Below are 24,643 nucleotides of genomic sequence, written 5' to 3'. Positions count from 1 at the left end.
GAAAATTATGAGCCAAGCATCATCCAATGTCTTCACCATCACCGTGGCGGCCAACCCCGTCACGCGGCCGGTGCTGCCGGCCTGGGTGCCCCCGGCCGGCTTTTTCGCCGACGTGCCGATGACCAACACGCCGATGAGCGTCACGCCGTCGATCTACAAGGCCGACAACTACCTGATGAACACGCCGTTCGCCATCTGGGGCGGCAGCGCCATCCTGCGCGACTACGGCACTTACGGCGCGCAAGTGTATTACTCGGCCGGCCACGAATCGTCGCCCGGCCTGCCGAACCTGCAGTTCACGCTGATTTGCGACTTCACCACGCTGACGTGGAGAACCGCCAACGTGCCGCTGCAAAGCAACGCCTCCGGCAGCTTCACCAACGGCTACGCGGCCGACGGCACGCCCTACAACCCGCACAGCTACCTCGGTTTGCAGGAAATGCCGACCGCCTGGGGCGGCGGGCCGAAGGGCACGCTGGTGTCCTTCTTCTGGGCCGGCTCGCGCATCCCCAACCGGCTCAAGCTAATGGATGTGTCGCGCCCGCAGCTGGGCTACAGCCAGCTGGCCACGCGCCAGCCGCAAAACGCCGTGCCGGACGAAGTCCGCTTCTCGGCCACGGTCACGGGCGGCAACTACCCGACCACGGTGATCGACGAGCAGCGCCAGGGCTGGTGGGCCGCCGTGAACGGCAAGGTCGACTACACGCTGTTCATCAGCAAGAACGGCGACGTCACGCAATACCCGGCGCTGGGCGGCAACCTGCAGAACGGCGTGTTGACGCTGTGCCCCAAGCTGAACCTGCTGGTGGCGGTGGACGGCGGCTATATCAACGGCGCCTATGCCAACGGCTCGTTCCGCGCGCTCTACATCCGCAACCTGGCCACCGGCGCCGTCACGCGCAACACCACGCTGGGCACGGTGCCGGCGCTGCTGGGCGGATACGACGGCGGCGGCCAGAACTTCCACCGCCCGGACACCATGGGCCTGGAATGGGTGGACGAGCTGGGCGCGATGTTCGGGCTGGACCAGTCGGTGGCGCCGCCGGAGCTGGTGAAACTGACGCCGCCGGCCACCAACCCGGCCACCAATCCGTGGACCTGGAGCAAGGTGCCGGTGCAGCACTGGGACAAGGACGTGGGCGGCCAGGCCGAGCTGCAGGCGGCCGAAAACGGCGCCTGGTCCAAGTTCCGCTGGTCCAAGCAGCTGCAGGGCTTCGTGTTTTGCTCCCACCAGGCGCGCAAGCCGCAGATCATCAAGCTCACCTGAGCATCAAGCCGACCTGAGCCAAGCTGGCCTGAGCCTCAGGCCAGCCGGAGGCCAGGCAGGAAGGCGGCGCTGGTCAGCAGCACGGCCAGCGCCAGCAGGGCCAGCCAGCGCAAGCGCTGCCCCAGGCGGCGCCGGGGCCGGATGTAGGCCTGCAGCGCAGCCTCGTGCTGCGCCAGCAGGTTGCCGATGCTGTGCCAGCCATACAACGACACCCGCGACAGCCCTGCCCGCGCGCGCTGCTCGGTCAGATCCTCGGCGCGGTCCTGCAGCGCGACGGTCTCGGGGGTGGTGGTCAGGATGATGAGTTCGTGGACCGGATGCGGGAAGTTGTCGATCTCGCGCACCGCCGCGTCCAGGTTGGCGATGCTGAGCGACTTGCCGAAACTGCGGCTGCGGCCCTTGCACTGCAACAGCAGCACCTTGCCGTCCGGCAACTTTGCCCAGGCGTCGGCGCCATGTTCCCTGTGATCCAGCGGCCCCCAGCGCTCGAACTGCACGCCGTGGACGGCAGACATCAGGCTGCGGCTCAAGCGGTCAAAGTCCTGCCAGCTGGCAGGTTTCGGAAATTCAGCTGCATTGCGCCCCATGATCTTCCCTCATGAAGATGTCATTTTTTATGATATAAAAATGACATCTTTCCACAAGGAAGTCAAGTATTGCTCAGCTTCGGCAGAGGGGGGCGTCGCTTATTTGGCAAACGTCGCCAGCGGCTTGCCTTTTTGGACCAGATAGGTGGCCAGTTCGGCGGCATTGCCCGTGCCGACGTTCTTGGCCACGTGCATGGCGCCGGCCGGGATGAAGACCGCGTCGCCCACTTTCAGCGTGACCGGCGGCCGGCCTTCGATGCGGTACTCCAGCGTGCCTTCCAGCACGAAGGCGATTTCCTCGCCCGGATGGGCGTGCTTGGGCGACTCGGTGCCTTCGGCGAAATCGACCCGCACCTGCAGCACTTCGCGGCCTGGCACGCTGAAGTCGCTTTTCAGGATATCGGTGCGCTTCAGGCCCTGCATCTGCACCTGCGCGTGCGCGGCCTGCGCCAGCAGCGCGCTGCCGGCGATCACTACTGCTGCCATCATGGTGTGTACGGTTTTCATCTTGACGTCCTTTTCTGCGTTGACCGGATCGGGTATCGATTCCATACCGCTATTAAACCGGCGGCGTGTATCGGTCGTGTGTTGTGAAAAGGCGGCGGGGAACTCGCCGTGTATCGATTGCCGTGCTGGATACACGGGGATACAAGAACAGGGTGTTAAACGGGGGGGCGCAGACCTTGTCAGGCCGCTGGACGCAGCTGCATCTCTACATGCAGGCCCGCAGCGGCAGCCATATTCACCAGCGCATCGATCGCGAACAGGTTAATTTTTCCACGCATCAGATCGGAAACACGTGGTTGGGTAACGCCGAAAAGCTTGGCGGCATCGCCTTGGCTTAAACCGGAACGGGAGACATAGCTTTTCAGCTCAATCATCAGCTGAGAGCGCACCTTCATGTTCGCGGCCTCTTCCGGGGTGTCCTCAATGGCATCCCAGACGCTTGCAAAATGTTGCGTAGTCATTTTCCCAGCTCCTTCTTCAAATCGCGGTAGCGCAGACTTGCCAGATCGAGATCATGCTTGCTTGAATCGCCACGACCATTGTAGACACTCCTGAGCCATAATTTAGGCAACGCCTCAAATTGAGGAATGCCATCGAATCAATCACCTAGCTGCCCCATGGGTGCCGTGCGGCAGAACGACACCCCTCGCTGGCCACCTCACCTTGAGGACACCCCTATCCCGAATCGGGACACCCTGTCCTAAATCGGGACTACCCGACGCGTCACCCACGCGTGGCGGGGTTGGGTGGCTGCGGCCAGCCACAGGGAGCGATGCCGGAAATCCTGCACGGCCGCAACGGCCTGCTGCTGGCCGACCAGGTGGCGAATGCTCGCGAGGGTTCGCAAGGCCTCTCGACTGCGGTAGAAATTTACCGGCCCCGGCCAAGCTGGCGCAACCTATGCGGAACCCTTTCGATACCCTTTGCCAAGCCTTACTGAACGAGTGCGAACACATCCGAACGCACAGGGGCGGCAATGCGGTCGCAGTGCGCGCGCAGGCCGGCTAGGTAACGCCATGTAACGCCAGCGCCAGCCTTGCAGCACCGCGCCCGCTGGAAACCCAGCCGGTTCCTGCCGGGTTCGCCATGGGTTTCGGCTAGGACTGCTCGCGCACGGCACGGCCGGCGGCGAGAAAATCGTCTGCCCGGAAAATCAGGTTACGACGTCCGCATGCTGCTGGCGCAGTGCAAGCTTGGTGCTGGCACCGGGCTATTCATAGGCTGGGCCAGGAATAAGCAGACTTGGCGCTGTGAGCAACGTCCCGTATTGCGATAAACTCTAATAGTTGCCACCAGATAAATGCCAAATCATGAACGTATACCGCAAGCTGCTTGTCATCGGCATTAACGAATTGCTCGACAGGAACCTCATCCGCTTTGACTATACCGATGAGGAATCGCGAGGTGATGGCGGTCACATATCGGCGACAATTGCCGGCGAAACCTCCAAAGTGATATGGGAACCAATCGGGTCGGGAGAGTTGCGCATTTCTGTATGGTGGAAGTTCGATATCGACAGGCATCCGCAAGCCAATCTCAGCGGTAACCAGCGGGAAAGTTTTAGAGGTGCGAGCCCCCTCGCGAAATCGCAGCACTACCCTAAATTTGTAGGGGCATTTGCTAGCGGATGGCTCGAGCGAGAATCTGGGCGATATCTGATGGGGAAAGGTTCTGAACGAATCTTCGAGACCTACATGCGCAGGGGCGAGAAACAGATTCTTGAGCAGATTCCCACTCCAGTCGCCAACGGCTATGCAGTCGAAGGGAAGTTCATTTTCTGAGAATGCCACGAACCTCAGGGTTTCACTACACCTGAGGTATTGGCGCGCGACACGGCGTGCAGTCGACCAGGGCGCTGACGCTTTCGCCGGCGGCATACTCCGCGATGATATCCGTCCGCTGCTCGGCCGTGGTCCTCGACGGCCGGCCCAATGTTCCGCTGTCGCTCTTGGCGTTGTCCAGTGCGTCGATAAAAGTGAAATTGAACTGTATTCTTACAAACGTGCATCAATGAAGACGCGTAGTAGCGTAGGCACGATGCCTCGACTTCTAAGCTGAGGGTCGCTGGTTCGAACCCAGCTGGGCAGGCCATAAAATCAGGGACTCAGAAAGTTTCTCAGGTCCTTTTTTTGTATCTGTAGTTTCCGTGTAGGCACTGTGTAGGTTTTAAGGAGAAGCGATGGGCAGAGTTATGGCGTTTGTCGACGGTGAAAACTTATTGAACCGCTTTGAGGCGATGGTGAAAGAGGGGTACCCTTCCCGAGACCATACCAAACAAGGGGACCTGATGGCCCCAGTGAAATACGAGGCCAAGAAGTTCGTATGGTCTCCTTACACGGTCAGCAACCTCTACATGGGCGACGTTCTAGAACGAGTCACTTACTACACCACGTTTACAGGTGACGATGACGCCGTACAAACGCTCAGCACGACTATTGGTGAGTGCGGCACCCGAGAAATTCCATTCTCCAGTTCCGGACAGCATCCGCTTCGGGTTTTGCCAAAAGTTTTCAAGAAGACAACTAGGGGGACGAAAACCAAATCGGTTGATATCAGCATTTGTGTTGATGTGATGGAGTATGTAAGTAATGACGCGCTCGACGCAGTGTATTTGGTATCGGGGGATGTGGATTATCGTCCTCTTGTCGAAGCAGTCATGCGTGCTGGAAAGCGCGCGTATGTCGCTTCCCTTTCCAGTGGTCAGAGCAAGGCATACAGTAACATACCCGACAGATTCTTGAACCTGGACTCGCTCTATTTTTTTGGTACGCCCAATTCTTCCCTCGGGTAGCCTGCGGACACTTGTAAAAACTACCTCAATGCCGGCTTCACGACCTCCAGCACGCTAGCGCGCGAAACTTCGTACATCCGGGCTAGCGCGCTAACACTCTCTCCAGCGGCATACTTGGCGATGATGTCGGCGCGCTGCTCGGCTGTCGTCTTCCATGGCCTTCTCAGCGCCTCGCCTCTACTTTTTGGGTTGCCTCAACCGTTAAGCGCAGGTGGATGCTGTGCACGTCGCCTCCGAGTTTCTGGGTCAGCTATTCTTTATAATCGATTTGAAAATTGATTGTAAGAAGTAGTCGCCGCAAATAGATGTTAGTATTCCAAGAGCTGTACCTCCCCAAAAATCCATAACTTTAATGGTTAGAGGGAATTTTGCTTCCGTAATTCGTGATATTAGTAAGCTCGCTATGCAAGCGGTTAAAAGGTATGACGGCAGCGTCCAGAATATTCGCTCCAAACCAGAGTTATTGGCAAGCGCATAACAAAGTTTAAACAAAAAGGCCAACCCTCCTCCAATGCCAGCAGAGGCTAAAATCACTGAAGACTTTGTAACCACCTCAATTTTGCTAGAAGTTTTTTTAGTTATACTCTTCTGAATCACATCGGCCTGCTGCTGTCTCAATATTTCAATTGCAGGCCCACCAGGCTGCGGAGAAATCGGGGCGATAAGGGCTTCAAAATCTGGCCTGCTCTCCCAAAAATGAACGTTGGCATAGATTTCATAGGAGCCGGGGTGGGAAAATATGTTCCAATTTAAATGCTTAAAAAATGATGGTCTTGGCTGATGAGCGTTTAATCGCCATGTACCAAAATAATCTGATTCTGGTTGAATGCAAACCATTCCTATTTCCCCAGCTATTGTCGGGAATGCAGCCCACCGCCCATTTGCTTGAATTTCAGTCGGATGAGTGACCTCAGCAGGCATAGTGAAAATAGTTGTTGGCGATGCTATCCACAGCGGCACATCAGTGTCATTCACTATTTCGATAATCAGCTCCCATGGCTCCCCTAGCTCATGTGCGAGGCGAGAGGATGTGAGCTTTAATAAAATGTCTCTTGGATTCACACTCATAGTTGCTAGGCTCCTGTGGAAGTATTGCCAATTATGAACATTTTCTCTCAGCAATGCTACAACTTGGCTCTTGAAAAATACCTTGACGCCCTGCAGGTCGCCGTCCTATGCTAAAAAAGCACCGAACAAAGACGGTGCCGGGTTTGGAAGCCCGAATGCATAGGCGGACACCCGCCACCAGGCGGTATTTTTTCGTCCGTACCTCGTCGCACCTTCAATGAGCGGCGGTGGTGGGGAGGCTCACGCCTGCCGGTTCCCTGTGCGCCGGTCTTCCAACCTTGCCATCGCTGCTCACCCCGTTTGGAAGCGGGGTGAGCGGTTCAACACCGCACAGGAGGCCATCATGGTCAAAAGCACCCTCACGTCCAGCGCCAGCGCGCCGGCGCAATCCCACATCACCGGCCTGAGCGCCGACCAGCTGTTCACCGCCGCATTCGCCGTTCCGCGCGACCCACGTAGTCCTGCCTACAAGGCCGGCGTCCGTGCCTCGCTGCAGTTCCGCATAGAGGGCCGTCGCATTCCCAAGCTGTACGACCCGGCCAGTGCGGAGGATGACGCCTACTATGCGGGTGTGGCTGAGGGCCACGCCATCTGGCGCCGCGGCCAGGCGGAAAGCGCAGGTGCAGCATCAGCGCTGACGATTTCCCGCTGCTTGTGCCAGCTAGCGCCAGCGTACCGAGCACCGAACTGGTTGCGGCCGCGCCCACGATGGAAGACCTGGCCGCCGCCCAGTGTTACGATATCCGCACGGTGGCCGGCGCGACGCTCTGGCGCGAGATTACGCTCGCCGACGTTCCGCGCCTCATCAAGCTGCGCCGCGAGCTGCCGGACTTGTACCCCGAGTGGCAACAGGACTTGATAGCCCACCCGCTGCGGGAAGACGCGCAACGGGCTTGCGGCCAAATGCGAAGGGACGGCCTTACTGTCGCCTCGCTAGCCGGCCGGGTTGAGCCGCTGGTGTACGCCGGCGGCACCTTAGGCCTGAACTTGGACACGATAGATATTCTCGTGCGCACGCCGACGCGGGCAGCGGACGTGTCGCTCAGCGCGGCGCTGCAGCACCTTGACTTGTTCGAGCCAGTCAGCCAGGCGCGTCTGGTGCTGCAGGTGGAGTGGTGGTTCGATGTGAAGCTGAACCGAGGTGCATCGTGAGGCCGCCGACCAAGACGAGGCCCCGGCGCTCGCGCTGGTGTCCGACACGCTGACCAGCGAGGGACGACGTATGCTGAGCCGCTACCGTGCTACGGCGCTCGAATGGCGCGCCGACATCGTGGACTACGCGAACACGGTGGCCAAGATGTTCCCGCTGGAGCGGGCACCGCACCCGGCTGCCGGGCAGCGCATCCGCCTGGCCGGCGTGGATGACAAGGAAAAGCTAAGGTGAGCGTCAGCATCCGGCGCCACCGTCTCCCCAGCATTGGGCGGAGGGTGGTGCCCCTGTGCGCGAGTAACAACTGATGGGTCCAACCCTGGACGCATGTAGCCGGGCCCCATCTTGCGCATCACCAAATACCGGCCGGGCCGGCATTTGAGACCGAAGTGGGGAAATCCCACTTTGGCAGGTTATTTAGTTCTGGTGAGTACCGCGACCAATCCGGTGACGGCGCCTATAATGCCCGTCAGAGGAGCTATCCAGGCAAGCCAGAAGATTCGGTCGTCATGTCGAGCTTTGCGTTCTTTTCGTATGTCATCGCGCAATTTCGCGCGTCCCAGTGGAGTAAGCGCCCAGCGGCCATAGAACTGCCCCCGCTCCCAATCAGCTTCATCGCTTTCATCGTGCGGGTCAAATGGCGGGCGCAGCACATCCAGTCTATCAGCCGCCTTCAACAGCTTGCGACTCATAAGAAAAGCTTCCTCCTCATCGTACATTCCGACTTCATGGCTACGAAGATGCCATATTGATTCCAGTGCGGCATTATCCTTCTTTGCTTTCGCGACGCGCGTGTCTGCCTCATATGCCCGTTCAGTCATTCGGCGTTGCCAGGAAACCCGCCAAAGTTCCGGCATGGGAAGGTACTTCGACAGCCTCCAGAGAAGTTTCATGTCGCCGATGGGTAGTTGTCAGTATCCCATCATACCTTGGCATTCCCGGTATGTGCTACTGGTCGAAGCCCTGTCAGAAAACGAACGATTTCCGACAGGCAGGAAAGGGAAGCCATATCCATGTTGGAAATATAGGGCTTGCCATTTCTAACGGGTGAATATATTCTAACAGTGTTTTCTAACACTCTTGGACAGGAATTCATCATGGCAACATTCGCATATGGCCGCGTCAGCACCAAAGAGCAAACCGCAGACAACCAGCGGATGGAAATTGAAGCGGCCGGCCACCAGGTGGATTACTGGTATGCGGATACCATCAGCGGGAAGACCAGCGCCAGCGAACGCCCGCAGTTCGCTGCGCTGCTGGCACAGATTCGCAACGGCGAAACCCTGGTGGTGGCGAAGCTGGACCGCCTAGGCCGCGATGCCCAAGACGTCGGCGCCACGGTCAAGCTGCTGGCCTCGCGCAAGATTGCCGTCATCGTTCTGCAGCTCGGCAAGCTAGACCTGACGTCGCCGGCCGGCAAGATGATGATGACCATGCTGGCGGCCGTGGCGGAGATGGAGCGCGATTTGCTGGTGGAGCGGACGCAAGCAGGGCTAGCCAGAGCCAAGAGCGAGGGCAAGACGCTGGGCCGGCCGTCGAAGACCACGGCCGAGCAGCGGACAGACATCATCGCCAAGTACGCCGCCGGCGAGAGTGTCAGCGCGCTGGCCCGCACGTATGGGATTTCTCGGGCCAACGTCTTGGGGGTGGTGAAAAATTAGCCGGGGACCTTTTTTTCTCCCTTGTTCGTTTAAAACGACGATTGCTCAAATTTGAGTACTTTGTTAGTATTCTGGTGTAGACAAGCGCAGGAGCTGTAGAGGTCGCTTAACGGCGGCAGCCCGAACGGGTGGGAACCTCGAACCTGGGGTCTACTTTTTACTCAGGCTCACCAAATCGGTGAGCCTTTGTTTTTCTGCGTTATCGCTACACCACATTTTCAGCCCGTAACCATCTGCTCGGTGGTCTCTTCTGTAAATTGTCGGTTTCAAAATTTCTAGATACCGGCTTTCAACTTCACCATATTGGGTCTTGTTCACGCCGAAGAAGACGCTCGATGCGACCGCGTCCGCTAGTTGCAATCCTGCCAACTTATCATGATTTACTGCGCGCACGTTCTCGCAGTTGATTGCCGGCCAGTGAATATTTATCTCTGCGCCGGCTTGGGATTGCTTACGCAGCAAATCTAGATAGCCTTTCAGGTCCTCATAGGACATTGCGGACCTATTGGAAAAAACCAAATCTGTATTGCATGCGCCGCCAACTGCATTATCTCTGCATACCCAACTCGCCCGCTCGAGAAGAAGGCGGGTGCAGTAGCGGTAAAGTTTATGCGCTTCCTGCTGGAAATTCTCCGGGTTCTTAATGGAAGGCTTATGGACCAGGATACTCACCGTGCGCACAGGAAGACCTGCCAGAAGGCGCACATAGGGAACGCGTTGCTCGTGTTTCAGGTCACGAAAGTGAAGCACATACTTGTCCTGCTTGCCTAGAAGTTGCCTAACCTCCTTGGCCGCTTTAACAAATTGCAAGTCATTTTCTTTTCGTATGATTGTCGCGGACAGTACAAACCAACGGGAGCTTCCCCGCTCACCCTCTAGAAATTTGAAGCCTTCGTCTCCAGCCTCGTCGATGTAAGCGACAAAATCAGCAGCCATCATTTCCTCAAAATTGTCATGTCTCCCGACAATTATAAAGGCACACCCTCTCGGTACGAGAAATTCGCAAAAATGCCTACACAGCGCCTACATGCCGCGCAAAACAAAAAGCCCAGCCGGTTAAGGGCTGGGCTAAGTGCTTGATTCTATTGGTGCCGACTGCCGGTTTCGAACTGGCCACCTGATGATTACAAATCAACTGCTCTACCAAATGAGCTAAGTCGGCGTTGCGCGAAGATTATACGCTATTTGATACGCGTGAGGGTGGGGCGTCCGCCGCCTTTTTTGGGCGGCTCGCCGCCGCTGTCGGGGCCGTCCGGGCCGTCCTCGCCGTCGATGTCGGCCGGGCGCGCTTGCGGCGCCGGGGTCGGCACCGGGGCCAGGGTGGGCGTGCTGGACACCGGCGCCAGCGGGGCCGGGGCCGGCGCCGAGGCGGCCGGCGCGTCGTCGTAGCCGCCCAGTTGCGGCTCGAACGCCATGCCCTGCCCGTTTTCGTTGGCGTAGATGGCCATCACGTTGTTGACCGGCACGTAGATCTCGCGCGACACGCCGCCGAAGCGGGCGTGGAAGCGGATGCTGTCATTGTCCATCTTCAGCCCGGAGGTGGCGCCGAAGCTGATGTTGAGCACGATCTCGCCCTTCTTGACGTATTCCATCGGCACCGTGGTGGCGGCGTCGACTTTCACGGCCAGGTAGGGCGTGTAGCCGCTGTCGGTGCACCATTCGTAAATGGCGCGCAGCATGTAGGGCTTGGTGGAAATCTCGGACATGATCAGCGGCGCATCACCTTCTCGGACGGCGTCAGCGCTTCGATGTAGGCCGGACGCGAGAAGATGCGCTCGGCGTATTTCATCAGCGGCGCGGCGGTCTTCGACAGCTCGATGCCGTAGTGGTCCAGGCGCCACAGCAGCGGGGCCACGGCCACGTCCAGCATGGAGAACTCGTCGCCCAGCATGTACTTGTTCTTCAGGAACAGCGGCGCCAGCGTGGTCAGGCGGTCGCGGATTTCCGCGCGCGCCTTGTCATGGCTCTTGTCGTTGGCCTTGGCGCGCTCGCTTTCCAGCGTGTGCACGTGCACGAACAGCTCTTTTTCGAAGTTGAACAGCATCAGGCGGGCGCGCGCGCGCATCAGCGGATCGGCCGGCATCAGCTGCGGGTGCGGGAAGCGCTCGTCGATGTACTCGTTGATGATGTTCGATTCGTACAGGATCAGTTCGCGCTCGACCAGGATGGGCACCTGGCCGTACGGGTTCATGGTGGAAATGTCTTCCGGCTTGTTGAACAGGTCGACGTCGCGCACTTCGAAGTCCATGCCTTTTTCAAACAGGACCAGGCGGCAGCGTTGCGAGAATGGGCAGGTTGTACCCGAATAGAGAACCATCATTTTTGTAGTTCCTTAGAAACAAAATGGGATGCAGCCGCGAACGGCTCACCCCAGAACGCGCCCGCCACGCGGGCGACGCACAAAACAACATGGCCGGCCTAGGCCGGCATGCTCACTTATTTGACCTCTTTCCAGTACGATGCGTTCAGACGCCAGGCCAGCAGCGCGAAGCAGGTCAGGAACAGCAGCACCCACACGCCGAGGCGCTTGCGGGTCTGCGCGGCAGGTTCGGCCATCCATTCCATGTAGCCGACCAGGTCCGCCACATTGGTGTCGAACTCCAGCTTGCTCATGGTGCCCGGCTTGACCTGCTCGAAGCCGACGAACTTGTGCACGCTCTTGCTCGGATCGTGCGGATCTTTCTCCTCAGCAAACTTAGCCACCTGCACGCCTTGCATTTCATGCAATACGTGCGGCATGGCCACGTTCGCCACCATCAGATTGTTCCAGCCGTTCGGGCGGGTGTCATCCTTGTAGAAGGTGCGCAGATAGGTGTACAGGTAGTCGCCGCCGGTGCCGCCCGGGCCCGACTTGGCGCGCGAAATCACCGACAGGTCCGGCGGCACCACGCCGAACCAGGCCTTGGCATCCTTGGCCGGCATGGCCGTGGTCATCATTTCGCCCACTTTTTCGCCGGTAAACAACAGGTTGTTCTTGATCTGCTCTTCCGTCAAGCCCAGGTCCTTGAGGCGGTTAAAACGCATCGAAGACGCATTATGGCAGTTCAGGCAGTAGTTCACAAACAACTTGGCGCCATTTTGCAGCGCGGCCATGTTGGTGGAGCGGTCCGGCGCCTTGTCCAGCGGGTGGCTGCTTTCGCTTGCCAGGGCCAGGCCTGGCAGCAGCGCCAGGATCGCAAGCAGTTTCTTTGCAAAATTCATATTCTTGTCCTTTTGAGCTGTGGTCGGCGGATCAGTGCGGATGGAAAGTCACGCGGGATGGCACAGGTTTGAACTGGCCCATCGCGCTCCACCACGGCATCAGCAGGAAGAAGAAGAAGTAATACAGCGTGCACACTTGCGACACGATGGTGCCGACGGTGCTCGGCGCCTGGGTGCCCAGGTAGCCCAGGGTCAGGAAGGACAGGCCGAACACGGCGTACACGTATTTGTGCCAGTCCGGACGGTAGCGGATCGACTTCACCGGCGAGTGGTCCAGCCACGGCAGGAAGGCCAGGATCACGACCGAACCGCCGAAGAACACCACGCCCCAGAATTTCGCGTCCAGCACCGACGGCAGCATGCCGACGATGGCCACCAGCGCCACCACGGCGATCACCGCCTTGGTGGTGAAGGCCAGGCGCGATTTCAGCCACAGGAAGGCCACGTAGGCGGCGGTGGCCACCATCAGCACCCACATGAAGTCGGCGGTGGTGGCGCGCAGCACCGAGTAGAACGGCGTGAAGTACCAGGTCGGCGCGATGTGCAGCGGGGTCTTCAGCGAGTCGCCCGGCAGGAAGTTGTTGTATTCCAGGAAATAGCCGCCCATTTCAGGCGCGAAGAACACCACGGTGCTGAAGATCAGCAGGAACACCGACACGCCGAACAGGTCGTGCACGGTGTAGTACGGGTGCGACGGGATGGAGTCGACCGGGTGGCCGTCCGGACCCAGGTTTTCCTTCACTTCGATGCCGTCCGGGTTGGACGAGCCCACTTCGTGTAGCGCGATCAGGTGCGCGGCAACCAGGCCCAGCAGCACCAGCGGGATGGCGATCACGTGGAAGGCGAAGAAGCGGTTCAGGGTGGCGTCGGACACCACGTAGTCGCCGCGGATCCACAGCGACAGGTCGGGGCCGATCAGCGGGATGGCGCCGAACAGGTTGACGATCACTTGCGCGCCCCAGTACGACATCTGGCCCCATGGCAGCAGGTAGCCGAAGAAGGCTTCGGCCATCAGGCACAGGAAGATGGCGAAACCGAACAGCCAGATCAGTTCGCGCGGCTTGCGGTAGGAACCGTACAGCAGGCCGCGGGTCATGTGCAGGTAGACGATGATGAAGAAGGCCGAGGCGCCGGTCGAGTGCATATAGCGCACCAGCCAGCCCCACGGCACTTCGCGCATGATGTATTCCACCGAGCCGAAGGCCAGGTTGGCGTCCGGCTTGTAGTGCATGGTCAGGAAGATGCCGGTGACGATCTGCAGCACCAGCACCAGCATGGCCAGCGAGCCGAAGATGTACCAGAAGTTGAAGTTTTTCGGCGCGTAGTACTTGCCCCACTGGTCGTTCCACAGCTTGGTCAGCGGGAAGCGGTCGTCGACCCAGCCCAGCGCTTTTTGCGCGGCCGGGGCGTTGGCGGGGAGTTTCGTCTCTTTAAAAGCAGCCATGGTTTATGCCTCGCCTTTCTCGTCTTTGCCGATCACCAGCTTGGTGTCGCCCAGATACATATGACGCGGAACCTGCAGGTTGTCCGGCGCAGGCTTGTTCTTGTAGACGCGGCCGGCCATGTCGAAGGTGGAACCGTGGCATGGGCACAGGAAGCCGCCTTCCCAGTCGTCCGGCAGCGAAGGCTGCGGTCCCGGGGTGAATTTCGACGACGGCGAGCAGCCGAGGTGGGTGCAGATGCCCACGGCGACCAGGATTTCGGGTTTGATGGAGCGGTTTTGGTTGCGGCAGTATTCCGGAGTGTACTCGTCCGGGTTGCGCTTGGAGTCGGCGTCGGCCACTTTGCCCTCGGTCTTCTTCAGCGAGGCGACCATCTCGGGGGTGCGCTTGAGGATCCAGACCGGCTTGCCGCGCCACTCGACGGTGCGCATTTCGCCCGGCTGCAGCGTGGAGATATCGACTTCGACGGGTGCGCCGGCCGCTTTCGCTCGCTCGGACGGCTGGAAGGTGCTTACCAGGACACCGGCGGTGGACAGTCCAACCACGCCACCTGCCGCGCATGTTGCGGCGATCAAGCCACGACGGCCAGAATCGACCTGCTTATCGTTACTCATACCAAACCCCAATCATCAAATTGCGAAATAGTTATTATGCGTTAACCAAGCTTCCAGCAACCTTAGATTATAGGTGAAGCCAAAACCGTTTTAAAGCGAAACGTTGCATTTGTCTAAATTCCGCCCCATCCTGATCGTCGCAGACTATCGACCAGTTGCTAAAAAACACGCTATGATCGGCTATACAACATAGCAAGGGAGCTCACAATGGGAATGATGCAAGAATTTAAAGACTTCGCCATGAAGGGCAACGTGGTTGACCTGGCGGTGGGCGTGATCGTCGGCGCGGCCTTCAGCAAGATCGTCGATTCGCTGGTGCAGGACATCATCATGCCGCCGATCGGCAAGCTGATCGGCGGGCTGGACTTCGCCAACTACTACGTGCCGCTGAACGGCCAGGCCAGCACCTTGAGCCTGGTGGAGGCGAAGAAGCTGGGCGCGGTGCTTGCGTACGGTAACTTCCTGACCATCCTGTTAAACTTCGTTATCCTGGCGTTCATCATCTTCCAGATGGTGCGCATCCTGCAAAAAGCCCGCAAAGCCGAACCGGCCCCGGTGGAAGCGCCGGCCCCGACCGCCGAGGATATCCTGCTGCTGCGCGAAATCCGCGACGCACTGAAAAAGTAAGCCGGACGGCACGCAGACCGTCCCGGCGGCAACTGTTAGGACGGTAACATGCGACGACTGTGGTTATTGTTTGCACAAGCGGTGACCGTGGTCCTGGCGCTGTACTTCGTCTACAGCGCCATGCGGCCGGACTGGCCCGGCCTGCCCGGCGTGGGCGGTGCGCCCTCGGCGCAGCTGCCCGGCGCCGCCCGCAGCACCCTGCTCACCGGCAACAGCCCGCCCTCGCCCGGCTCCTACCGGGCGGCGGCCGCGCAAGCCATGCCGGCCGTGGTCAACGTGCTGACCACCAAGGCGCCGCGCCGCCAGCATCCGCTCACGCGCGATCCCTTCTTCAAGAAGTTCTTCGGCGACCGCGACCGTGACGGCGACGAGGACGACCAGTCCAGCCTGGGCTCGGGCGTCATCGTCAGCCCGCAGGGCTACATCCTGACCAACAACCACGTGGTGGACGCCGCCGACGAGATCCAGGTGGTGCTGGCCGACGGCCGCAAGGCGGCCGCCCGGGTGGTGGGCACCGACCCGGAGACCGACCTGGCCGTCATCAAGGTGGACCTCGACAAGCTGCCGGTGATCGTGCTGGGCCACGCCGAGCAGGCCAAGGTGGGCGACGTGGTGCTGGCCATCGGCAACCCCTTCGGCGTGGGCCAGACCGTCACCATGGGCATCATTTCCGCGCTGGGGCGCAACAACCTGCACATCAACAATTTCGAGAACTTCATCCAGACCGACGCCGCCATCAACTTCGGCAACTCGGGCGGCGCGCTGATCGACACCAACGGCAACTTGCTGGGCATCAACTCGGCGATCTATTCGCAAACCGGCGGCTCGGTCGGCATCGGCTTCGCCATCCCGGTCTCCACCGCCAAGACGGTGATGGAGTCCATCATCACCTCGGGCCACGTGGTGCGCGGCTGGATCGGCGTGGAGTCGCAGGAAATCACGCCCGAGCTGGCCGAGAGCTTCGGCCTGAAGGTGCAAAGCGGCGCCATCATCGCCGGCGTGGTGCGCAACGGCCCGGCCGACAAGGGCGGCATGAAGCCGGGCGACATCCTGCTGCAGGTGGAGGGCAAGGCGGTCAACGACACCAACGACATGCTCAATTTGATCGCCCAGCTGCCGCCGGGCGAAAAAGCTACAATGCGCGTGCTGCGCAAGAGCCGCGAGACGGACCTTGCCATTACCGTGGGCAAGCGCCCCGTTTCACGATAATTCACACGACCCGACATGCACCTGCGCGACCTGAAGAACTACCTCACCGAACTGGCCGACAACAACAACCGTCCCTGGTTCATCATGAACAAGCCGCGCTACGACATCCTGCGCGAAGAATTCCTGGAACTGGTCACCCTGGTGATCGCCGAGCTGGGCAAGTTCGACCCGCAGGTGAAGTTCTGCAATCCGAAGAAGGCCATGTTCCGCATCAACCGCGACGTGCGCTTCGCCCACGACAAGAGCCCGTACAAGACGCGCTTCTCGGCCGCCATCGCGCCGAACGACATGCGGCGCCCGTCCAAGGCCGGCGGCCCCACCTATTACTTCCAGCTGGACGGCGAAGGCCGGCTGCTGTTCGGCGCCGGCGAATACATGCCGCCGCCGGAGCGCACCAAGGCGCTGCGCAAGCACATGGTGGAAGATGCGGCCGGCTTTTCCAGGGCCCTGAAGAACAAGGCGCTGAAGGCGCGCTACGGCACCATCCAGGACGAGGGCAAGCTGCAGCGCCCGCCCAAGGGCTTCGACGCGGACCACGAACATATCGAGTTCATCAAGCTGAAAAGCTTCTTCGTGTGGACCGAGATGAAGCTGGACCTGAACAAGCCGGACCTGCTGCTGCCGCTGATCGCCAACGGCCTGAAAGACGCCTACCCGCTGGTGACCTGGATGCGCTCAGCCAAGGTGGAAGAGGCAGTGGAAGACTAAACCGCCGCCCCAGCCAGCCACTGCTCGATAAACTCGACGCACACCCGCACCTTGGCCGAGGTGGACAGCCGCGACGCGTAGACCGCCCACACGTCCGCCGGCTGGGCGTAGGCCGGCAGTACGCGCTGCAGCTCGCCGCGCGCCAGCGCCGGCCCCACGTCCCAGATCGAACGCAAAATGATGCCGTGGCCGTCCAGCGCCCACTGGTGCACGATTTCGCCATTGCTGGCCGATAGCGGCCCGGCCACCTTCACCGCCTCCACCCCGTCCGGCCCGGCCAGCAGCCAGCGGCCCGCGTTATGGTCATGCCCCTGGTCGCGCTCGCGGATCACGATGCAGCGGTGCTGCGCCAGCTCCGCCAGGGTAGCCGGCGCCCCGTGCCGCGCCAGGTAGGACGGCGCCGCGCACAGCACCCGCTGGTTGGCGGCAATGCGGCGCGACATCAGGTGCGGCTCGCGCGCCTCCCCCACCCGGATGTCGAGATGAAAGCCTTCGCCGATCAGGTCCACCGGCCGGTCCAGCAGTTCCAGCTGGATTTCCAGCGCGGGATAGCGCAGCGCCAGCGCCGAGATGGCGGGCGCCACCCGGTTGCGGCCGAAGCCGGAGCTGGTGCAGATGCGCAGCAGGCCGCTGGGCGCGCTCTGCCCGCTCGACACCGCGTCCCGCATCTGGTCCACGTCCTCCAGTATCCGCAGCGCCCACTGGTGCACCACCCCGCCCTGCTCCGTCACCGTCACGCTGCGCGTGGTCCGGTGCAGCAGCTTGACCTGCAGCGACTGTTCCAGCAAGGCGATGCGCTTGCTGACGTAGGCGTTCGACACACCCAGCGCGCGGGCTGCCGCCGCAAAGCCGCGCTCGCGCACCAGGGTGCAGTACAGGCGCAAATCGGCCAACAGGGGTTGATTGTTCACGATATGTGGATGCCGGAATTACGAATCAGCCGATTATAGCGCTAGCGATTAACGCTATGCTGGACGCCACATCAACAGGAGGACGCATGAAAACGCACCGCATCGCAGTCATCGCCGGCGACGGCATCGGCCAGGAAGTCATGCCGGAAGGCTTGCGCGCCATCCAGGCCGCAGCCCGCAAGCACGGCTTGCCGCTGGAATTCACCACCTTCGACTGGGCCGACTGCAACTACTACGCCCGGCACGGCAAGATGATGCCGGACGACTGGTTCGCGCAGCTGAAGGATTTCGACGCCATCTACTTCGGCGCGGTCGGCTGGCCCGACACGGTGCCCGACCACATATCGCTGTGGGGCTCGCTGATCAAGTTCCGCCGCGAGTTCGACCAGTACGTGAACCTGCGGCCGGTGCGCCTGATGCCGGGCGTGCCCTGCCCGCTGGCCAACAAGCAGCCGGGCGATATCGACTTCTTCGTGGTGCGCGAAAACACCGAGGGCGAATACTCGTCCGTCGGCGGGCGCCTGTTCGAGGGCACCGAGCGCGAAACGGTGCTGCAGGAAGCCGTCTTCACGCGCAAGGGCGTGGACCGCATCCTGAAGTACGCTTTCGAGCTGGCGCAGAGCCGCCCCAAGAAGCACCTGACCTCGGCCACCAAGTCGAACGGCATCGCCATCAGCATGCCCTACTGGGACGAGCGCGTGAAGCGGATGGCGGGCGGCTATCCGGAGGTGCGCTGGGACCAGTACCACATCGACATCCTGGCGGCGCGCTTCGTGCTCAGCCCGGAGCGCTTCGACGTGGTGGTGGCGTCCAACCTGTTCGGCGACATCCTGTCCGACCTGGGCCCGGCCTGCACCGGCACCATCGGCATTGCGCCGTCGGCCAACCTGAACCCGGAACGCGTGTTCCCCTCGCTGTTCGAACCGGTGCACGGCTCGGCGCCCGACATCGCGGGCAAGCACATCGCCAACCCGGTGGCCATGATCTGGTCCGGCGCGCTGATGCTGGACTTCCTCGGCCAGGGCCTGGCCGATGCCGCGCAACGGGCCGCGTTCCAGGCCGCGCACGACGACATCATGCGCGCCATTGAAACGGTGCTGGTGCAGGGCCCGCGCACGCCCGACATGGGCGGCAGCGCCAGTACCACCGGCATGGGGGAGGCGATTGCCGCGCTGATCTGATTGCGCGGACCGGGAAGCGCCCAGGCTCTCCTATTTGCAGTTCATGTCGCCGAATTCGCAGTTCGTCGCACTCCGGTGGAGTGGTGCGTTGGGTTTATCTATAGTTCACTCAACGCAAACGCAAACACACCAGCAGCCCCCACCAGACAAGGAGAAACATCATGAACATCGCTAAAAACATGGAAGCTATCTTCATCGCCGCCGTCGCCCTGGCAGGCGCCGCCAGCATCGCCACCGCCGCCGTGCCGGCCACGGTTGCAGCACCGGCCGCACCAGCCGCTGTCGCCGCCGCCAAAACCGCCGCTATGCCGGTGGTGACGATTACCGCAAAACGGCTGAGCGCAGCCGAAAAAGCCGCGCTCGCCAATTAATCGCCCGGCACCACATCACGACACGGAGCACGCAATGAACAACTTTATCAGCGCAACGATGATGGCGGTAACCCTGTACGCGACGCACGGCGCCGCGATCGCGCAGGAACTGGCCAGCGAAAGCCGCAGCATCGACGCGCGTGCCGTGAAAGTGGTGCTGGACGGCGTGATCAGCCTGCATATCAAGCAGGGCCCGACCGCCTCGCTGGTGGTCACCGGCGACAAGCGCTACCTGCCGAAAGTGACCGTGGTGCAGAACGGCGACACGCTGCGCATCGGCACCGAACTGCGCGGCGTGCAAATGCACAACCACAACCTGCGCGCCGAACTGACCTTGCCGAACCTGCGCGAACTGGTGTCGGCCGGCGTCGGCTCGACCGAAGTGAGCGGCTTCTCCGGCGACGAAATGCGCCTGGCGCTGGAAGGCGCGGGCGCCGTCAACCTGACCTCGCGCTACCGCACGCTGAACGCGAAACTGAGCGGCGTGGGCAGCATGCACGTGAACGCCGGCGAGGCCGACACCGTGGGCCTGGACCTGCGCGGCGCCGGGCAGATGGTGGTCAGCGGCCAAAGCCGGAACCTGAACGTGAAGCTGGGCGGCATCGGCAGCCTGGACGCGCAGCAGCTGCGCGCCGACAGCGTGGACGTCGACCTCAGCGGCCTGGGCGGCGCCACCGTCTACGCCAAGACCAGCGCCAAGCTGCGCCTGAGCGGCCTCGGTTCGGCCACCGTGTACGGCAAGCCGGCCAACCGCAGCGCCAGCGCGCGCGGCCTGGGCAGCGTGGCCTGGAATTGAGCGAACGTTCTTAGCGCGCCCCCACGGCCGGCAGCAGCACCCTGGACATTTGCAGCATGGCCGGTCCGAGCAGCACCATCATCAGCGTCGGGAAGATGCAGAAGATCAGCGGGAACAGCAGCTTGAGCGCGATCTTGGCCGCCGCTTCCTCGGCCATCATGCTGCGCTTGCTGCGCAGGTTCTCCGCATGCACCCGCAGCGAATCGCCCATGCTGGTGCCGAAGCGCTCCGACTGGATCAGCATCGCCACCAGCGTATCCACATCCTCCACGCCGCTGCGCAGCGCCAGGTTGCGCAAGGTCTTCTCCTTGCTGAAGCCGGCCCGCATCTCCATCAGCACCAGCTGCAGCTCCTGCGCCAGCACCACGCTCTTCAGATGCACTTCGCCGGCCACCTTGGCCAGCGCGCGCTCCAGGCTCAGGCCCGCTTCCACGCACACGGTGAGCAGGTCCAGCGCGTCCGGCAGGTGCTCGAAGATGTCGCGCTGGCGGGCGGCGGCGGTGCGCGCCAGCAGCGCGTTCGGCAGGTAGTAGCCCAGCGCCGCGGCGCCCAGCAGGAAGTACAGCCAGCCGCCGCCCACGGCGCCGCCCTGCAGGCCGGCGGCCAGCGCCGCCAGCAGCGCAGGCAGCAGCAGCGCCAGCACGCTCTTGCCGGCGAAGTAGAAGGTGGGCGCCGAGGCGTGGCGCCAGCCGGCCGTCATGAAGCGCGTGCGCAGCGGCGAATGCTCCCAGCCCTCCTCCGGCAGCGACAGGCGCATGAAAGGCCGCGCCACCTTGGCCGCGCGCTCCACCCAGCCGGACGGCGCTTCGGCGCCGCCTTCGGGCTGCGCGTGCGCGGCCAGGCGCTGGCGCAGCGCGCCCGGCGCGAGCAGCAGCATGGTGGCCAGCGCCACCAGCGCCACCGCCACGAACACCACCAGCAGGAACAGCAGCTGGCCCGGCGCCATTCCCAGGGCGCTCATATGCGGATCCTGATCAGCTGGCGCATCCACAGCAGGCCGCCCAGCATGGCGGCGGCGCCGTACCACAGCAGCTTCACGCCGGCCGGGTCGGTCCACAGCTGGCTGATGTACTGGTAGCTGGTGAGCGACATCAGCGCCATGGTTCCCAGCGGCAGCAGGCCCAGTATCCAGGCCGACATGCGGCCCTCGGCCGACAGCACGCGGATCTGCGCCAGCAGGCGCAGGCGGGCGCGCACCATGCGCGAGATATTGCCCAGCAGTTCAGCCAGGTTGCCGCCCGATTCGCGCTGGATCAGCACCGCGATCACCAGGTAGCGCAAGTCCGTGAGCGGAATGCGCGCGCCCAGGTTGTGCAAGGCTTCGTTCATCGGCACGCCGTAGTTGATCTCCTCGTAGGCCATGCGGAATTCGCTGCCGATCGGCTCCGGCATCTCGTTGCCCACCATGTGCAGCACGTTGGCGAAGGAGTGCCCGGCGCGCAGCGCGCGGCTGAGGAAGTCGGCCGCCTCGGGCAGCTGCTCCTGCAGCTTGGCCAGGCGCGCGCTGCGGGCCCGGTACAGCAGCAGCGCCGGCGCCAGCGCGGCCGCCGCCAGCGCCAGCAGGCGCGCCGGGCGCGGCAAGCCGGCCAGCGGCGGCAGCGCGGCGGCCGCCAGCAGCAGCGCGCCCTGCACGCCCAGCAGGCGCGCCACGCTCCAGCCCAGGCCGGACTGCAGCAGCAGCCGGTCCAGCCGCGCCGTCAGCGGCAGCAGCGGCGCGCGCCGCAGCAGCTGTTCCAGCCACGGCGCGGCGCTGTAGCGGCGCTGCTTGAGGATGGTGACGCGCGGCGCCATGCCGCCGTCGCCGCGCGCCGCCATCAGTTCCAGCCGCCGCGCGATGCGGCGCGCGCCGCCGCCGTGGGTGCCGGACCACCACAGCCAGGCGCCCTCGATCAACAGGATCACGGCAGCGAACAGCAGCACCGCGAAGGACGTGAAGACCAGATCCATAAGCTTCTCCCGGTTGGTTTGTTCGTCGAACCTATTCGTAGATCTTGTCCGGGTCGAACGCGCTGTCCGGCACCGCGGCGCCGAACAGGCGCAGGCGCTCGGCGAAGCGCGGCCGCACGCCGGTGGCGCGGAACTGGCCCTGCACCTTGCCGTCGGCGTCCACCCCGGTCTGCTCGTAACGGAAGATTTCGTGCATGGCGATCATGTCGCCCTCCATGCCGGTGATCTCCTGCAGGCTGACCAGCTTGCGCGCGCCGTCCGTCAGGCGCGACACCTGCATCACCACCGTGATGGCCGAACAGATCTGCTGGCGCGTGGCGCGCGGAGTCAGGGTCAGCCCGGCCATGCCCACCATGTTCTCCAGCCGCGACAAGGCGTCGCGCGGGGTGTTGGAGTGGATCGTGGCCAGCGAGCCCTCGTGGCCGGTGTTCATGGCCTGCAGCATGTCCACCGCCTCGGCGCCGCGCACCTCGCCCAGGATAATGCGGTCCGGCCGCATGCGCAGCGCGTTGCGCACCAGCGCGCGCTGCGTCACCTCGCCCTTGCCTTCGATATTCGGCGGGCGCGTCTCCAGGCGCACCACGTGCGGCTGGCGCAGCTGCAGCTCGGCCGCGTCCTCGATGGTGACCACGCGCTCGCTGCCGGGGATGAAGCCGGACAGCACGTTGAGCAAAGTGGTCTTGCCGCTGCCGGTGCCGCCCGAGATCAGGATGTTGATCTTGGCGTGGCCCAGCGCCTCCAGCACCTGCACCATGGGCGGCGTGACGCTCTTGTAGGCCAGCAGGTTGGCCACCGTCAGCGGCTGCACGGCGAAGCGGCGGATCGACAGCATGGGGCCGTCGATCGACAGCGGCGGGATGATGGCGTTCACGCGCGAGCCGTCCGGCAGGCGCGCGTCCACCATGGGGCTCGATTCGTCGATGCGGCGCCCCACGCGCGAGACGATCTTCTCGATGATCTTCATCAGGTGCGCGTTGTCGTGGAAGGTGACCGGGGTCAGCTCCAGCCGGCCGGCGCGCTCGACGTAGACCTTGCACCAGGTGTTGACCAGGATGTCGGACACGCCGGCGTCGGCCAGCAGCGGCTCGAGCGGGCCGAAGCCCAGCATCTCGTGCTGGATGTCGAGCACCAGGCGGTGCCGCTCCTGCTGGTTCAGCACGATGCGCTCGTCCTCGATCACGCGCTGCACCAGCAGCGCCAGCTCGTGCTTGAACTGCTCCGGCGTGAGCCGCTTCAGGCGCTCCAGGTCGATGCGGTCCAGGATGGTCTGGTGCATGGTCTTGCGCAGCTCCTGGTAGGACGCGTCCGGCAGGCTGCCCATCAGCCCCGGCTGCAAACCCACCACCTTGCCGGCGCCCCGGGTTTCATCGCCGCTGGCCAGGCGTTCACGTAAGCTCATGTCGCTCTCCTCGAATGGACGGTTACAGCTCGGCGTCGTTGCGGCCGAACAGGCGGTCGAACAAGCCCTTGCTTTCCGGCACCCGGCGCGCCGTCACCAGCTCCACCAGGTCGGCCAGGCTGCGCGCCACCGGGCTGCTGCGCGACAGCTGCAGCAGCGGCACGCCCTGGTTCACCGAATCGGTGGCCGACAGGTAGTCGTTCGGCACCGTGTGCATCACCTCCGCGCCCAGCGCCTGTTCCAGGTCGGCCAGGCGCAGCTTGCCGCCGCGCTCGTAGCGGTTGACGATCAGGCGGATGCGTTCGCCCGGATAGCCGAGCGAGCGGAAGATGTCGAGCAGGCGGCGGCCGTCGCGGATGTCGGGCAGCGCCAGCTGCAGCACCGGGTAGATCGCGTCCGCGCTGTCGAGCGCGCGCAGCGAGATGGCGTCGATCTGGCGGCCCACGTCGAGCACGATGTAGTCGTAATGCTGGCGCGCCACGCGCAGGATGGCGTCCATGTGGTCCGGCTTCATGCCGGACACCTGGTGCGGGTCGTCGGCCGCCGCCAGCACGCCGAAGTTGGGCGTCACGTGCACCAGGCAGGAATCGAGGAAGGCGCCGTCCATGCGCGCGATCTGGGCGCAGATGTCGGACAGCGTCATGGCCGGCTTCTGGTCCGACACGTACAAGGTGGCGTCGCCGAACTGGCCGTGCAGGTCGATCAGCAGCACCTTGCGCTCGGCCAGCACGGCCAGCGCGTAGCCGAAATTGGTGGCCAGGAAGGTGGCGCCGCTGCCGCCCTTGCAGGAGATGAAGGCCAGCGCCTTGCCGTCGCGCATACGGGTGACGCCGGTCTCGACCTCGATGCGGTCCATGGCTTCGTGGAAGGCGCGGTGCACCAGCGGCAGCGGCAGCACCTCGCGCATGCCGGCGCGCATGGCGCGGATCAGCAGGTCCTGCTGCGGCTCGCGCGTGAGCATCATGTAGGACGCGCGCGGGTAGTGCTTGCCGAGCCGCTCGACCAGCTCGGCCTCCTCCGGCGCCACGTCGCTGGCGTCGAAGATCACCAGTTCGGGCGGCTCGGCCAGCACCCGCTCGACGGCGTCGCGCAACCCCTGGCGCGTGGCCACCAGCTGCACCGCCGGCATGCGCGCCGATCCCTGCGCCGCCACCTCGGCGTGCAGCAGGCTGTCCCGGCTAATCATCAAGGCTTTCATAGGTCTTC

28 protein-coding genes and 1 tRNA gene are annotated in these 24,643 nt (G+C 62.7%); 12 read left to right on the top strand and 17 right to left on the bottom strand.

Going from position 1 to position 24,643, the window contains the following annotated elements; genetic code table 11:
• Positions 1-7: 7 nt before the first annotated feature.
• Entirely contained in the window at positions 8-1,267 is a 1,260-nt protein-coding gene (locus AC56DV_RS15790; protein ID WP_496315222.1) for a hypothetical protein, read from the top strand.
• Positions 1,268-1,302: 35 nt separating this feature from the next.
• Here the strand turns inward: AC56DV_RS15790 and AC56DV_RS15785 are convergent, their stop codons facing one another.
• From AC56DV_RS15785 to AC56DV_RS15775, 3 genes are all read right to left on the bottom strand, one after another.
• Positions 1,303-1,854: a hypothetical protein gene (locus AC56DV_RS15785; RefSeq protein WP_496315221.1), complete on the bottom strand. Its 552-nt coding sequence runs from the start codon at positions 1,852-1,854 to the stop codon at positions 1,303-1,305.
• A 99-nt stretch (positions 1,855-1,953) separates the two neighbouring features.
• A complete protein-coding gene (locus tag AC56DV_RS15780) occupies positions 1,954-2,361 on the bottom strand; it encodes a cupin domain-containing protein (RefSeq protein WP_496315220.1) in 408 nt (135 codons plus the stop codon).
• Between the two features lie 179 nt (positions 2,362-2,540).
• Complete coding sequence (locus AC56DV_RS15775; protein ID WP_496315219.1) at positions 2,541-2,822, bottom strand: helix-turn-helix domain-containing protein; 282 nt, start codon at positions 2,820-2,822, stop codon at positions 2,541-2,543.
• An 849-nt stretch (positions 2,823-3,671) separates the two neighbouring features.
• On the opposite strand from AC56DV_RS15775, the gene AC56DV_RS15770 reads away from it, so the two are divergent.
• Together AC56DV_RS15770 and AC56DV_RS15765 are read left to right on the top strand one after the other, a co-directional pair.
• Positions 3,672-4,142 carry a hypothetical protein gene (locus AC56DV_RS15770; protein ID WP_496315218.1) on the top strand — a complete coding sequence of 157 codons (471 nt, stop codon included), beginning with the start codon at positions 3,672-3,674 and terminating at the stop codon, positions 4,140-4,142.
• Positions 4,143-4,540: 398 nt separating this feature from the next.
• On the top strand, positions 4,541-5,152 hold the full coding sequence (locus AC56DV_RS15765) for an NYN domain-containing protein (RefSeq protein WP_496315217.1): 612 nt from the start codon (positions 4,541-4,543) through the stop codon (positions 5,150-5,152).
• A gap of 246 nt (positions 5,153-5,398) precedes the next feature.
• Here AC56DV_RS15765 and AC56DV_RS15760 read toward each other — a convergent pair whose 3' ends face one another.
• Positions 5,399-6,220, bottom strand: coding sequence for a hypothetical protein (locus AC56DV_RS15760; RefSeq protein ID WP_496315216.1), 822 nt, complete (start codon positions 6,218-6,220; stop codon positions 5,399-5,401).
• A gap of 708 nt (positions 6,221-6,928) precedes the next feature.
• Between AC56DV_RS15760 and AC56DV_RS15755 the strand changes: the two genes are divergently transcribed.
• Together AC56DV_RS15755 and AC56DV_RS15750 are read left to right on the top strand one after the other, a co-directional pair.
• Positions 6,929-7,372, top strand: coding sequence for a hypothetical protein (locus AC56DV_RS15755; protein ID WP_496315215.1), 444 nt, complete (start codon positions 6,929-6,931; stop codon positions 7,370-7,372).
• Positions 7,362-7,604: a hypothetical protein gene (locus tag AC56DV_RS15750; RefSeq protein WP_496315214.1), complete on the top strand. Its 243-nt coding sequence runs from the start codon at positions 7,362-7,364 to the stop codon at positions 7,602-7,604. Before AC56DV_RS15755 ends, AC56DV_RS15750 begins: the two co-directional genes overlap by 11 nt.
• A 179-nt stretch (positions 7,605-7,783) precedes the next feature.
• Here the strand turns inward: AC56DV_RS15750 and AC56DV_RS15745 are convergent, their stop codons facing one another.
• The gene (locus AC56DV_RS15745) at positions 7,784-8,263 is read right to left on the bottom strand and encodes a hypothetical protein (protein ID WP_496315213.1); all 480 of its coding nucleotides are present in this window, start codon (positions 8,261-8,263) and stop codon (positions 7,784-7,786) included.
• Positions 8,264-8,467: 204 nt separating this feature from the next.
• Between AC56DV_RS15745 and AC56DV_RS15740 the strand changes: the two genes are divergently transcribed.
• Entirely contained in the window at positions 8,468-9,031 is a 564-nt protein-coding gene (locus tag AC56DV_RS15740; protein ID WP_496315212.1) for a recombinase family protein, read from the top strand.
• Between the two features lie 150 nt (positions 9,032-9,181).
• Here the strand turns inward: AC56DV_RS15740 and AC56DV_RS15735 are convergent, their stop codons facing one another.
• From AC56DV_RS15735 to petA, 7 genes are all read right to left on the bottom strand, one after another.
• Complete coding sequence (locus AC56DV_RS15735) at positions 9,182-9,970, bottom strand: DUF3800 domain-containing protein (RefSeq protein WP_496315211.1); 789 nt, start codon at positions 9,968-9,970, stop codon at positions 9,182-9,184.
• A 147-nt stretch (positions 9,971-10,117) separates the two neighbouring features.
• Positions 10,118-10,193: transfer RNA gene (locus AC56DV_RS15730), tRNA-Thr, on the bottom strand.
• 19 nt (positions 10,194-10,212) lie between these two features.
• Entirely contained in the window at positions 10,213-10,737 is a 525-nt protein-coding gene (locus AC56DV_RS15725) for a ClpXP protease specificity-enhancing factor (RefSeq protein ID WP_496315210.1), read from the bottom strand.
• A 2-nt stretch (positions 10,738-10,739) separates the two neighbouring features.
• Entirely contained in the window at positions 10,740-11,351 is a 612-nt protein-coding gene (locus AC56DV_RS15720; protein ID WP_050409980.1) for a glutathione S-transferase N-terminal domain-containing protein, read from the bottom strand.
• A 116-nt stretch (positions 11,352-11,467) separates the two neighbouring features.
• The gene (locus AC56DV_RS15715) at positions 11,468-12,232 is read right to left on the bottom strand and encodes a cytochrome c1 (protein WP_496315209.1); all 765 of its coding nucleotides are present in this window, start codon (positions 12,230-12,232) and stop codon (positions 11,468-11,470) included.
• A 31-nt stretch (positions 12,233-12,263) separates the two neighbouring features.
• On the bottom strand, positions 12,264-13,676 hold the full coding sequence (locus AC56DV_RS15710) for a cytochrome b (RefSeq protein ID WP_496315208.1): 1,413 nt from the start codon (positions 13,674-13,676) through the stop codon (positions 12,264-12,266).
• A gap of 3 nt (positions 13,677-13,679) precedes the next feature.
• Complete coding sequence (petA, locus tag AC56DV_RS15705; RefSeq protein ID WP_057158443.1) at positions 13,680-14,288, bottom strand: ubiquinol-cytochrome c reductase iron-sulfur subunit; 609 nt, start codon at positions 14,286-14,288, stop codon at positions 13,680-13,682.
• A 207-nt stretch (positions 14,289-14,495) separates the two neighbouring features.
• On the opposite strand from petA, the gene mscL reads away from it, so the two are divergent.
• Genes mscL through AC56DV_RS15690 form a run of 3 tightly spaced genes read left to right on the top strand, consistent with a single transcriptional unit; the run spans position 14,496 to position 16,832 of the window.
• Positions 14,496-14,915 (top strand): large conductance mechanosensitive channel protein MscL, encoded by a 420-nt coding sequence (gene mscL / locus AC56DV_RS15700; RefSeq protein WP_496315207.1) that lies wholly within the window; start codon positions 14,496-14,498, stop codon positions 14,913-14,915.
• Between the two features lie 48 nt (positions 14,916-14,963).
• Entirely contained in the window at positions 14,964-16,124 is a 1,161-nt protein-coding gene (locus AC56DV_RS15695; RefSeq protein ID WP_496315206.1) for a S1C family serine protease, read from the top strand.
• A 15-nt stretch (positions 16,125-16,139) separates the two neighbouring features.
• Positions 16,140-16,832, top strand: coding sequence for a DUF2461 domain-containing protein (locus AC56DV_RS15690; protein WP_496315205.1), 693 nt, complete (start codon positions 16,140-16,142; stop codon positions 16,830-16,832).
• On the opposite strand, the gene AC56DV_RS15685 is transcribed toward AC56DV_RS15690, so the two are convergent.
• Positions 16,829-17,743: a LysR family transcriptional regulator gene (locus AC56DV_RS15685; RefSeq protein WP_496315204.1), complete on the bottom strand. Its 915-nt coding sequence runs from the start codon at positions 17,741-17,743 to the stop codon at positions 16,829-16,831. The two genes, AC56DV_RS15690 and AC56DV_RS15685, sit on opposite strands and share 4 nt — an antisense overlap.
• An 86-nt stretch (positions 17,744-17,829) precedes the next feature.
• Between AC56DV_RS15685 and AC56DV_RS15680 the strand changes: the two genes are divergently transcribed.
• The 3 genes from AC56DV_RS15680 (at position 17,830) to AC56DV_RS15670 (ending at position 20,091) form a co-directional block, all read left to right on the top strand.
• Positions 17,830-18,924 (top strand): tartrate dehydrogenase, encoded by a 1,095-nt coding sequence (locus AC56DV_RS15680; protein ID WP_496315203.1) that lies wholly within the window; start codon positions 17,830-17,832, stop codon positions 18,922-18,924.
• Between the two features lie 161 nt (positions 18,925-19,085).
• Complete coding sequence (locus AC56DV_RS15675; protein WP_496315202.1) at positions 19,086-19,295, top strand: hypothetical protein; 210 nt, start codon at positions 19,086-19,088, stop codon at positions 19,293-19,295.
• 34 nt (positions 19,296-19,329) lie between these two features.
• Positions 19,330-20,091, top strand: a complete 762-nt coding sequence (locus AC56DV_RS15670; protein WP_496315201.1) for a GIN domain-containing protein — start codon at positions 19,330-19,332, stop codon at positions 20,089-20,091.
• A 10-nt stretch (positions 20,092-20,101) separates the two neighbouring features.
• Here the strand turns inward: AC56DV_RS15670 and AC56DV_RS15665 are convergent, their stop codons facing one another.
• Genes AC56DV_RS15665 through AC56DV_RS15650 form a run of 4 tightly spaced genes read right to left on the bottom strand, consistent with a single transcriptional unit; the run spans position 20,102 to position 24,635 of the window.
• Positions 20,102-21,037, bottom strand: coding sequence for a type II secretion system F family protein (locus tag AC56DV_RS15665; protein WP_496315635.1), 936 nt, complete (start codon positions 21,035-21,037; stop codon positions 20,102-20,104).
• Positions 21,038-21,048: 11 nt separating this feature from the next.
• Positions 21,049-22,038, bottom strand: coding sequence for a type II secretion system F family protein (locus AC56DV_RS15660; protein ID WP_496315200.1), 990 nt, complete (start codon positions 22,036-22,038; stop codon positions 21,049-21,051).
• 31 nt (positions 22,039-22,069) lie between these two features.
• Entirely contained in the window at positions 22,070-23,437 is a 1,368-nt protein-coding gene (locus AC56DV_RS15655; protein ID WP_496315199.1) for a TadA family conjugal transfer-associated ATPase, read from the bottom strand.
• A 22-nt stretch (positions 23,438-23,459) separates the two neighbouring features.
• Positions 23,460-24,635, bottom strand: coding sequence for a CpaE/TadZ family protein (locus tag AC56DV_RS15650; RefSeq protein ID WP_496315198.1), 1,176 nt, complete (start codon positions 24,633-24,635; stop codon positions 23,460-23,462).
• Between the last annotated feature and the right edge of the window lie 8 nt (positions 24,636-24,643).

The sequence above is a fragment of the Massilia sp. BGA-UO-ETr-WB1 genome (assembly GCF_059567845.1).
The sequence above is the reverse complement of the archived record's forward strand: the minus strand, read 5'-3'. Positions and strand labels throughout refer to the sequence as shown.